The sequence below is a fragment of the Rhizobium sp. Root1203 genome, from assembly GCF_001424945.1.
Lineage (GTDB): Bacteria > Pseudomonadota > Alphaproteobacteria > Rhizobiales > Rhizobiaceae > Rhizobium.
The window spans coordinates 200778-212091 of record NZ_LMCW01000001.1; the positions used below are offsets into that span (position 1 = coordinate 200778).

Consider the following 11314-nt stretch of genomic DNA (forward strand, 5'->3'; position numbering starts at 1 on the left):
ATCGTTCTGGATTGGACTACTCTGCTGCTGGTTTGAACTGTGCATGCTCGGTCGATTCATGCATTGCCGTGGTCGAAGAACGGCCACCGGTGATTGCCATCGAAACGGCATCGAAGTACCCGGTGCCGACCTCGCGCTGGTGCTTGGTCGCCGTGTAGCCGTTGATCTCGGCTGCGAACTCGGCTTGCTGCAGCTCGGAATAGGCTGCCATCTGCCGGTCCTTGTAGCCTCGGGCGAGCTCGTACATGCCGAAGTTCAGCTGGTGGAAACCGGCCAGCGTGATGAACTGGAACTTGAAGCCCATGGCGCCGAGTTCCCGCTGGAACTTCGCGATCGTCGCGTCGTCGAGGTTTTTCTTCCAGTTGAACGACGGCGAGCAGTTGTAGGCGAGCAGTTTGCCGGGGTGGACCTTGTGCACTCCCTCGGCAAACCGGCGTGCCTGTTCAAGGTCGGGCTTCGAGGTCTCGCACCAGATCAGGTCGCAATGCGGCGCATAGGCAACCGCGCGCGCGATGCAAGGTTCAAGGCCGCTGCGCACCTGGTAGAACCCCTCGACCGTGCGCCCGGCGTCGTAGTCGACGAAAGGCTGGTCGCGCTCGTCGATATCGGAGGTCAGCAGCTTTGCCGCTTCCGCGTCGGTCCGGGCGATGACGAGCGTCGGGACGCCCATGACATCGGCTGCAAGGCGAGCTGCATCGAGGTTGCGGATATGAGCTGCGGTCGGGATCAGGACCTTGCCGCCGAGGTGGCCGCATTTCTTCTCCGATGCCAGCTGGTCCTCGAAGTGGACGCCGGCAGCTCCCGCCTCGATATAGGCCTTCATGATCTCGAAGGCATTCAGCGGGCCGCCGAAGCCGGCTTCGGCGTCGGCCACGATCGGCGCGAACCAGGTCTCGACCGAAAGCCCGTTCTCCTCCGATGTCTCGATCTGATCGGCGCGCTGAAGCGTCCGGTTGATGCGCTTGGCAAGCTCTGGGCCGGCATTGGCCGGATAGAGCGACTGGTCCGGATACATGGCCGAGGCCGTGTTGGAATCGGCAGCAACCTGCCAGCCGGAGAGATAGATCGCCTTCAGCCCGGCGCGGACCATCTGCATGGCCTGGTTGCCCGAGAGCGCGCCGAGCGCATTGACGAAGTCGTCCTGATGCAGCAGCTGCCAGAGGCGATTGGCGCCCATCTCGGCAAGCGAATGGCGAAGCTCCACCGAACCGCGGAGCCGTTTGACGTCCTCAGCCGAATACGGGCGCTCGATCCCGTCGAAACGACCGGCGGGCAGGTTGCGGTGCAGCTTGTCAAAGTCTGTCATTTATTCCTCCATTCAGAAATGATTGCCAATCGGCTGATTGACAGGATTTACAAAATGGCGGGAAAAGACCACATCTATATCAGGAAGGGCGCCGTGAAACGGGTTTAGATGCAAAGGCCTTGACAAATGACTTCGGTAAAATTGTCAATTATTGTAAAAGATCTGTATCTGCGAATCTGTAAAGGCTTGTCACATGGCTGAGCGCAAGATCTTTGCCGGCCCAAAAGTTCGGCGTATCAGAAACGGCCTTGGGGTCACTCAGTCGGCGATGGCGGAGGCGCTGGATATCTCCCCCTCCTACCTCAACCTGATCGAGCGCAACCAGCGTCCCTTGACCGTACAGCTGCTTCTCAAGCTGTCGGCTGTCTACAGGGTCGATCTCGAAGAATTGCGCAGCGAAAGCGGCGGCAGTTTGGGCCAGTTGAAGGAGATCTTTGCCGATCCGCTGCTGGTCGGCGAGTTGCCCGGCGATCAGGAACTGGTCGAGGTCGCGGAAGCGGCACCCAATGCCGCGAGCGGCATGGTGAAGCTCTACCGTGCGTATCGCGAGCAGGCGGCGCGTCTGTCCGATCTGACCTCGCTGACCGGGGGCGAGGGGCAGCTGCCCTTGGCCGGCGCGCGCCTGCCCGCCGACGAGGTTCGCGATGTGCTCGAGCGGCGCTCGACCTGTTTCCCGCAGTTGGAGGCGGCTGCCGAGGCTTTCCTGTCGACTTTGGCTGACGCGCGCGATCTCGCCACGACATTGAAGGAGTGGCTGCGGGCGGAGCGAGGGATCGGCGTTCGCGTTCTTCCCGTCCATGTCATGCCGGATCTGCGGCGTCGCTTCGATCGTCACTCGATGCGGCTCTTCGTATCCGAGCGCCTGTCGGCTGCCGACCAGGCGCATGAGATCGCCATCGAGGTTGCGACATTGGCATTGCGGGAGACGATCCTGGCCGAATTGGAGGGATTGGCGCTCTCCACGCCGGAAGCGAGGAGGATCGCTCGTTTCGAGCTTTGCCGGTACGGCGCCCTCGCGCTGTCGATGCCCTACGCGTCTTTTCTCTCGGCCGCTCAGGGTACGCGATACGACATCGATATCCTTCGTGCGCGCTTCAACGTTTCCTTTGCGCAGGCGGCGACCCGGCTCACGATGCTGCAGCGCCCCGGCGCATCTGCGATACCCTTCTTTCTGATGGAGATCGATGCTGCGGGCAACCGGCTACGGCGTGAAGGCGCGCAGGGCTTCCCGCATCTTCGCTTCGGCGGCAACTGTCCGAAGCTGAACGTGCACAGCGCTTTTCTCCAGCCGGGCCAGATTCTGGCGGAGGTGGTCGAGATGCCGGATGGCGCGCGTTACCTCACGGTCTCGCGGACGCTTGAAGGGCCGAGCGCGCCGTTCGGCGAGCGGATTCGGCGGACAGCCCTTCTGGTGGGTTGCGATGCGTCGCTCGGCGAGGGCGCCGTTTACGGCCAGGCAGTTTCCGCCCAGCCCCTCGTTGCTGTCGGGCCGGCGTGTCGCCTTTGCGAGCGCCGCGGCTGCCTCTCGCGTGCCGAGCCGCCGGTCACGCGGCCGCTCGGTCTGGATGAGATGGTTGCCGGGCTGAGCAGCTTTGATTTTCAATGAGTATGAAATCATTGAGACTGCAGGATTTTACGCTTGTCGGCTCCCGAAATCCTTTCTAGTCTGCTCATAAAACCAGAGGGATGGCGTCCGCAACAAGCTGATGTCCTAACAAAAAAGCAGGAGATAGCATGAGGTCAACAATCGCACGGCTTGCGGCCACGGCCATCGTGGCCGGGCTTTCGGTTACGCCGTCCATTGCCCAGGAGCGTGTCGTCAACGTCTACAACTGGTCCGATTATATCGACAGCTCGATCCTTGAAGATTTCACCAAGGAAACCGGCATCAAGGTCGTTTACGACACCTTCGATTCCAACGAGACGCTGGAAGCCAAGCTGCTCGCCGGCGGCACGGGCTACGACGTGGTCGTGCCGACGGTCTCCTTCATGCAGCGCCAGATCGCAGCCGGCGTCTACCAGAAGCTGGACAAGTCCAAGCTGCCGAACCTGGTGAACATGTGGGACGTCGTCACCAAGGGCGTCGCGTCGTTCGATCCGGGCAACGAATACAGCGTCGACTACATGTGGGGCACGACGGGCATCGGCTACAATGTCGACAAGGTCAAGGCCGCGCTCGGCACCGACGAGAAGCCGAACTGGGACGCATTGTTCGATCCCGCCAAGGCGGCCAAGCTCAAGGATTGCGGCATCTACATGCTGGATTCGCCGACCGACGTCATCCCTTCGGTACTGGCCTATCTCGGTCTGAACCCGAACAGCACTGACGCTGCTGACCTAAAGAAGGCGCAGGATGTGCTGATGGCCGTCCGTCCCTTCGTCCGCAAATTCCATTCGTCCGAATACATCAGCGCGCTCGCCAACGGCGACATCTGCATCGCTCTCGGCTTCTCCGGAGACGTGTTCCAGGCGCGCGACCGGGCGTCCGAAGCAAACGCCGGCGTGTCGATCGGCTACTCGGTTCCCTCACAGGGCGCGCAGATATTCTTCGACGTATTCGGCATTCCCGCCGATGCACCGCATGTGGCGGAGGCGCACGAGTTCATCAACTACATGATGAAGCCGGAAGTCGCCGCCAAGGCCTCGAACTATGTGTTCTACGCCAACGGCAACAAGGCCTCCCAGCCGCTCCTGGACAAGGAAGTGATCGACGATACGGCGATCTATCCGACACCTGAGGTCATGGCGAAACTCTTCACCGTTCCGCCGCTCGACGCAAAAGCGCAGAGGGTGGTGACGCGATTGTGGACCACGGTCGTTACCGGTCAATAAAACGCTGGATCTGCCCGAACCCCCAGGTTCGGGCATTTTCTTTAGGCGGTCGTGCCGGTCCTGCTAAGTCATTCGGGGAACAATCATGAAATCACTCGGCAATATTCGCCGTTCGTTTGCGCCTTGGGCCGATCCGGCAGCCAAGCCGTTTATTTCGGTCAGGAACGTCACCAAACGCTTCGGCGATTTCACGGCTGTCGACGATCTCTCCCTCGATATCTATCACCGCGAGTTCTTCGCACTGCTCGGCGCGTCCGGCTGCGGCAAGTCTACGCTGCTGCGCATGCTTGCGGGTTTCGAGCAGCCGACATCGGGCGAAATCATCCTTGACGGAACCGATCTGGCAGGCACCCCCCCGTACAAGCGGCCGGTCAACATGATGTTCCAGTCCTATGCGCTCTTCCCGCACATGACGGTCGAAAAGAACATTGCCTTCGGCCTGCGACAGGACGGCATGCAGAAGGACGAGATCGCCGAGCGTGTGCTGCAGATGCTGAAAATGGTCAAGCTGGAGAAATTCGCCTCCCGCAAGCCCAACCAGCTCTCCGGCGGTCAGCGGCAGCGCGTGGCGCTTGCCCGGTCGCTGGCAAAGCGTCCGAAGGTGCTGCTGCTGGACGAGCCCCTCGGTGCGCTCGACAAGAAGCTGCGCGAGGAAACGCAGTTCGAACTGATGGACCTGCAGCAAAATCTCGGCCTCACCTTCGTCGTCGTCACCCACGACCAGGAAGAGGCCATGACGATGGCCGACCGCATCGCGGTCATGAGCCACGGCAAGGTCATCCAGGTCGCAACGCCTGCCGAAATCTACGAGGCGCCGAACTCGCGCTTCGTGGCAGACTTCATCGGCGACGTGAATATTTTCGACGGCAAGGTAGCCTCCGCAAGCGGCGGCACGACCGAGATCGCGGTGGACAGCGGCTTTTCGATCAAGGTTGCGGCCGGCGACGCCCCACCGCTCGGCAGCGCCGCAGGCTTCGCAATCCGGCCGGAAAAGATGAGGGTAACGCGTACGCCGCCGGCAAACCCCACCGTCAACGCCGCATCCGGCGAGCTTTGGGACATCGGCTATCTCGGCGACATGACGGTTTTTCATGTGAAGCTGAAAAGCGGCAAGGTGGTGAAGGCATCGCAGCTGAATGCCCAGCGTGCCGTCGACGACCCGTTCACCTACGATCAGGAAGTCTGGATCACCTTCGCCGAGGACGCCGGCGTCCTGCTCAAGGATTGAAACATGGGCAAACTTGGTTCCGCCATTTACAATCGCCTCGTCATCATCGTCCCCTACGTCTGGCTGCTGCTTTTCTTCCTGGCGCCGTTCTTCATCGTTTTCCGCATTTCGCTGTCGACGACGGCGATCTCCATGCCGCCCTATGAGCCGGCCTTCTCGCTTGCCGACGGCTGGGCCGGTATGTGGCAGAAGATGGCGACCTTCTCCTTCGACAACTACAGCTACCTCATAGACGATCCGCTTTACCTCAACGCCTATATTTCGAGCGTGGTGATTGCCGGTGTCTCGACGTTCCTGACGCTGCTTATCGCTTATCCGATTGCCTATGGCATGGCGCAGGCACCGCGCAGCATCCGCCCGACGCTGCTGATGCTGGTTATCCTGCCCTTCTGGACAAGCTTCCTGATCCGGGTCTACGCCTGGATCGCCATCCTCAAGCCGGAAGGCCTGCTGAATCAGCTCCTCCTGTCCCTGCATGTCATCGACAGTCCGCTGATCATCCTGAATACCAATGTCGCGGTCTATATCGGCATCGTCTACTCCTACCTGCCGTTCATGGTGTTGCCGCTTTACTCCTCGCTGGAAAAGATGGACGGCACGCTGATCGAAGCCGCGCAGGATCTCGGCTGCCCGCCGATCACGGCCTTCTGGCGCGTGACCTTCCCGCTCTCGCTTCCGGGCGTCGTCGCCGGCTGCATGCTGGTGTTCATTCCGGCCGTCGGCGAATTCGTCATTCCCGACCTCCTCGGGGGGTCTCAGACGCTGATGATCGGCAAGACCCTGTGGAACGAGTTCAATTCAAACCGCGACTGGCCCGTCTCTTCGGCGGTGGCCACGATCCTGCTGCTGATCCTGGTGATCCCGATCGTCTTCTTCCAGAATGTGCAAGCCAAAGCCGATGAACAGGGGAAGTAGACCATGCTGAAATGGACCCGTTTCAACATCGCCTCCGTCGCGCTCGGCTTTGCCTTCCTCTACCTGCCGATCGTGCTGCTCGTCGTGTTTTCGTTCAACGAGTCGAAGCTGGTCACCGTCTGGGGCGGCTTTTCGACGAAGTGGTACGCGTCGCTGTTCCACAATCAGGCCTTGCTCGATGCTGCCTGGGTGACCGTGCGGGTGGGCGTCCTCTCGGCCACCGCCGCAACGATCCTCGGGACCCTCGCGGCTCTGACGCTTGTGCGTTACACGCGCTTCCGCGGCCGGATGCTCTTTTCGGGCATGGTGTATGCGCCGCTCGTGATGCCGGAGGTGATAACAGGGCTCTCGCTGCTGCTGCTCTTCGTCGCAATCGGACTGGACCGTGGCTTCTGGACCATCACCCTGGCGCACACGACGCTCACCATGTGTTTCGTGGCCGTCGTCGTGCAGTCGCGTCTCGTGAGCTTCGATCAGTCGATCGAGGAGGCCGCTATGGATCTCGGTGCGCCGCCCGTCCGTACCTTTTTCGAGGTGACGTTGCCGATCATCGCGCCGGCAGTCCTGTCCGGCTGGATCCTCGCCTTCACGCTGTCACTCGACGATCTCGTGATTGCGAGCTTCACCTCGGGTCCGGGGGCAACGACGCTGCCGATGAAAATCTACAGCCAGGTGCGTCTTGGCGTGACCCCGGAGATCAACGCCGTCTGCACGCTTCTGATCGGAGTCGTCACGATCGGGGTCATCTGCGCCTCGACCGTCACCAAGCGGCGCGAGCTGCAGCGGCAGCGCGACGAGCGGGCTGCCGCCAATGCCCCGTGACTACCGCGGAGCATCCTGATGGTCGACGGGCATGGTTGAGAGCACAGGGTCCGGCCAGGAACCTCCGACGAAAAACGGCAACGGTGGAAAGTCTGCTACCTGTGTCGGATCGGTTGCCTCGATCCGCCCGGAGAGGGCCAGCCCGCCGGATTTGTAAGGAATGATCCCTGACAGGGTGATCGTCTCCGCGAGGCCTTCGATGCGGCCGTTGCGTATCTCCGCCGCGCCGTCGGCGAGATCGGCATTGATGTCGAATTTACCGAATGAAAACGCCCGATGCGAAACGGCATTCAGCGCGAAGAACGCGCCTTTCGCGGCTTCGGTGCGCACGGCTTCCGCGTCGAAGCCCGGGATCGACCCGGAAAGCGCGTGGAAGCCGATGGTGCCGGTGACATCGGCAGGCCCCGTTTTCCAGAGGGGCAGAGCTGTGCGGATCGACAGATCGAGCGAGCCGGTGGCCAGAGGCAGTGGCCCCTTGAGCTGCAGGCGTTCGATCAGGCCGGCAAAATTGGCGCCGCGGATCGACACCTGAAGCCTGCCGCCGCCGTCGAAGTCGCCACGCATCGCCTCCAGGTGGGCTGTGAGCGCGCCACCCTCGAACTGACTGTCGCCGATATCGAATTTCGCCTCATTGCTGGAGACGATGATGCTTGCCCCGACATCCGATAGCACGAAGGGTTCGATATCACCCTGTTTGGCGGAAAGCCTGAGGTCGAGGTCGAGCTTCTGCAGCGCACCGCCGTCCGGCGGTCCGTTGTCCTCGCCGGCCGCAAGACGAAGCGCGAAGGCGTCGAAAAGCGACTTGAAGTTCATCTGGTCGAACGCAAGCGTTCCGCCGAGCTTGGGCCGCTTGCCGGGCCGGAACGTTACGTCCATCGCGCCCCGTGCGCTCGCCCCGTTCATGCCGAGGCTGACATTGTCGAAGCGGAATCCGTTTGCGGCCGACACGATGTCGCTCTCGAGGGAAAAAGCTTTCAACGTGGGTATGCCCGGCAGCGATCTGCCCGACCAGGTCAACAACGCCGGCAGATCGGGAATGCCGAGTGCCATTGCGCCAGACAGGTCGAAGAGATGGGAGATGTTCGCCACCCCGTCGAAACGCGCGGTCAGCAAATTGGATGTCAGCGACGCCTTGAACGGCCCGCGTCTGCCGCCGAAGACCAGCAGGGGACTACGGGAGGCAAAGTCGAGCTTCAGGTCCAGGCCGTTTGTCCGGGCGATCAGGATCGCGCCGATCGGATTTGACAGTCTCGGCCAATTGATGTCGGCGGTCACGCCGTCGAAGCGGTAGGTCCTGCCGCTGGCAACGTCGGCGACGTCGAGCGTTCCGTCTTCGACCGTGATGGTGCCGATCTCAGCGTCGAGCTCCTTGAGGAGCACTTCTTCACCGCCTTGCTCGTCCGCGCCGGCGATAGCCTTCGCCAACAGCCCTTCGTTGGTCCAGTCGATCATGCCGCTGCTTTCGCGGGTCAGCAGCAGATGGGGACGCAGCAGATGGAATTCATGGAAGCTCGCCTTTCCCCGGATGGCATCAATCAGGTTGAATTCGGCGGACAGGCTTTCGATCGTTCCAAGCAGCTTCTTGTCGCGGCTCTTCTGGCGGACCGAAATCCCGCTGAGCGTGATACGCGGCGTCGGCCAGAATTCGACGACAGGCCTTCCCGCGATCTCGGCGTCGTAGCCGATCCACTTGGACAGGGCGTCTTCGATGCCCGAGCGAACGAGACCTGTCGAAATGAGATAGGGGCCGGCGACGCGAAGGGCGACGAAAGTCGTCAGCACGACGATCAATGAGATTGTTGCAAGTCTCGCAATGCCCGGCAACCAGCGGGAAACGGGCCGGATTTTTCTTCGCCACTGCGGTTGTCGAGACGTGCCCATCAGTTTCGTCCGTCTTTCGGCGCTCGCCCGTTAATGTACTGAAATGCCGGATATATCAAATGTGAGGTACTTGCAAATCCATAGCAGGCCATGCTCTGGTGACCACCTTACGAGGCACTATTGCATAATATATAAGTATAGAATGGGAGATGTTCGCATGCGTGACGATAAGCCACTTTGGACGCCTTCGCGAGCCTTGATCGAGGCAAGCCCCATCTATCATTTCATGCAGGCATGCAATCGCGATTGCGGGCTTTCGTTGGCAAGCTACGCCGATCTGCACGCATGGTCTGTCGCCGAGCGGGAGAGTTTCTGGACCGCGATTTGGGATTTCTGCGACGTCAGGGGCGATCGTGGCGCCCGCGCGCTGGTCGATGGCGACGCGATGCTCGATGCACGGTTTTTCCCGGATGCGACGTTGAACTTCGCCGAGAACCTGCTGTCCGGCGACGGAGCGGGCGAAGCCATCATTTTCCGCGGCGAGGACAAGGTCGTCGACCGCTGGACCTGGGATCGGCTGCGCAACCTCGTGTCCAGGCTCCAGCAGGCGTTGCGTGCGCAGGGTATCGGTCCGGGAGATCGCGTGGCCGCCATGATGCCGAACATGCCGGAGACGGTGGCATTCATGCTCGCAGCCGCTTCGATCGGCGCGACCTGGTCGTCCTGCTCCCCCGATTTCGGCGAGCAGGGTGTGCTCGACCGTTTCGGGCAGATCGAGCCCAGACTTTTCGTCGCCTGCGATGCCTATTGGTACGGCGGCAAGCTGCAGGATGTGAAGGCTAAGGTGACGGCGGTGGCGGGGAGCCTCGGGTGTCCTTGCGTCGTCGTCCACTATGCCGGCGATGCGAGTGCGGTTGCGCGCGGTACGCCAGGCGCGGCGACGCTCGAAGATTTCATCGCACCTTTCGCATCGGGACCCGTCGAGTTTGTACCTCTGCCGTTTTCGCATCCGCTCTACATCCTGTTTTCTTCCGGAACGACCGGTGTGCCGAAGTGCATCGTCCACTCTGCCGGCGGCACACTGTTGCAGCACCTGAAGGAGCATCGCCTCCATTGCGGCCTGCAGCCCGGCGAGAAGCTGTTCTACTTCACCACCTGTGGATGGATGATGTGGAATTGGCTGGTAAGTGGCCTTGCGGTCGGCGCGACGCTGTGCCTTTTCGATGGCTCGCCCTTCGCACCCGACGGCAACGTGCTTTTCGACTATGCGGAGGACGAGAAATTTGCGGTCTTCGGCACGTCGGCGAAGTATATCGATGCCGTGCGCAAGGCCGGGCTGACGCCGCGCACCACGCACGATCTCTCCAGCCTGCGGCTGATGACCTCCACGGGTTCCCCCCTGTCGCCGGAAGGCTTCTCCTTCGTCTACGAGGGCATCAAGGAGGATGTGCAGCTGGCGTCGATTTCCGGCGGCACCGACATCGTCTCCTGCTTCGTTCTCGGCAATCCGCTGCAGCCGGTCTGGCGCGGCGAGATACAGGGACCGGGGCTCGGTCTTGCCATCGATGTCTGGGACGATGAGGGCAGGTCCGTACGCCGGGAAAAAGGCGAGCTCGTCTGTACCAGGGCTTTCCCCGCAATGCCTGTCATGTTCTGGAATGACCCGGGCGGCGCAAAATACCGGGCGGCCTATTTCGAACGGTTCGACAATGTCTGGTGCCACGGCGATTTCGCCGAATGGACGGAACATGACGGCATCGTCATCCATGGCCGTTCCGATGCAACGCTCAACCCGGGCGGCGTGCGGATCGGGACGGCGGAGATCTACAATCAGGTCGAACAGATGGACGAGGTCACCGAGGCGCTGTGCATCGGCCAGGAGTGGGACGACGACGTCCGCGTCATTCTCTTCGTTCGCCTTGCGCGGGGGGTTTCGTTGACCGACGATCTCGCAAAAGAGATCAAGGCCCGCATTCGCACCGGCGCGTCGCCGCGCCACGTGCCCGCCAAGATCATCGCCGTCGGCGACATTCCGCGCACCAAGTCGGGCAAGATCGTCGAACTCGCGGTTCGCGAAATCGTGCATGGACGGCCGGTGAAGAACAGGGAGGCGCTGGCAAACCCGGAGGCTCTTGAACTCTATTCCGGGCTCGAGGAATTGCGTGTGTGATCCGCTAAAGTCTTAGCGAAACTACAATCTTTTACCTTCGAGAGATTCCGGTGTCCGGCAACCTTTCGTTAAGAAACGTTCGTCAAAGGTGAATGTACCTTGGGGCTGCATATGAACGAGGCAGCTTGGAGCTCTGGCTCCCGAAACATGACGTTGAATCGACTAAGCCCTTGTTGAACAGCACCCAACTTTTAGGCAGCCCCTGGGGCTGCCTTTTTTC

At 61.3% G+C, this 11314-nt stretch carries 8 protein-coding genes; 6 read left to right on the forward strand and 2 right to left on the reverse strand.

Annotated elements, in window-relative coordinates:
- Window positions 1-16: 16 nt before the first annotated feature.
- Entirely contained in the window at window positions 17-1306 is a 1290-nt protein-coding gene (aceA, locus tag ASC97_RS01050) for an isocitrate lyase (protein WP_057466501.1), read from the reverse strand.
- Between the two features lie 193 nt (window positions 1307-1499).
- Here aceA and ASC97_RS01055 point away from each other — a divergent pair, with 193 nt between their 5' ends.
- The 5 genes from ASC97_RS01055 to ASC97_RS01075 all read left to right on the forward strand — a co-directional run bounded on the left by ASC97_RS01055 (window position 1500) and on the right by ASC97_RS01075 (window position 7103).
- On the forward strand, window positions 1500-2912 hold the full coding sequence (locus ASC97_RS01055) for a helix-turn-helix domain-containing protein (RefSeq protein WP_057466502.1): 1413 nt from the start codon (window positions 1500-1502) through the stop codon (window positions 2910-2912).
- A 128-nt stretch (window positions 2913-3040) separates the two neighbouring features.
- Entirely contained in the window at window positions 3041-4138 is a 1098-nt protein-coding gene (locus ASC97_RS01060; protein WP_057466503.1) for a polyamine ABC transporter substrate-binding protein, read from the forward strand.
- An 85-nt stretch (window positions 4139-4223) separates the two neighbouring features.
- Window positions 4224-5366, forward strand: a complete 1143-nt coding sequence (locus tag ASC97_RS01065) for an ABC transporter ATP-binding protein (protein WP_057466504.1) — start codon at window positions 4224-4226, stop codon at window positions 5364-5366.
- 3 nt (window positions 5367-5369) lie between these two features.
- The gene (locus ASC97_RS01070) at window positions 5370-6281 is read left to right on the forward strand and encodes an ABC transporter permease subunit (protein WP_057466505.1); all 912 of its coding nucleotides are present in this window, start codon (window positions 5370-5372) and stop codon (window positions 6279-6281) included.
- A 3-nt stretch (window positions 6282-6284) separates the two neighbouring features.
- Complete coding sequence (locus ASC97_RS01075; protein ID WP_057466506.1) at window positions 6285-7103, forward strand: ABC transporter permease; 819 nt, start codon at window positions 6285-6287, stop codon at window positions 7101-7103.
- On the opposite strand, the gene ASC97_RS01080 is transcribed toward ASC97_RS01075, so the two are convergent.
- Window positions 7104-8984: an AsmA family protein gene (locus tag ASC97_RS01080; RefSeq protein ID WP_057466507.1), complete on the reverse strand. Its 1881-nt coding sequence runs from the start codon at window positions 8982-8984 to the stop codon at window positions 7104-7106. It abuts the gene before it with no gap.
- A gap of 157 nt (window positions 8985-9141) precedes the next feature.
- On the opposite strand from ASC97_RS01080, the gene ASC97_RS01085 reads away from it, so the two are divergent.
- The gene (locus tag ASC97_RS01085; protein WP_057466508.1) at window positions 9142-11094 is read left to right on the forward strand and encodes an acetoacetate--CoA ligase; all 1953 of its coding nucleotides are present in this window, start codon (window positions 9142-9144) and stop codon (window positions 11092-11094) included.
- The last annotated feature ends 220 nt before the right edge of the window (window positions 11095-11314 follow it).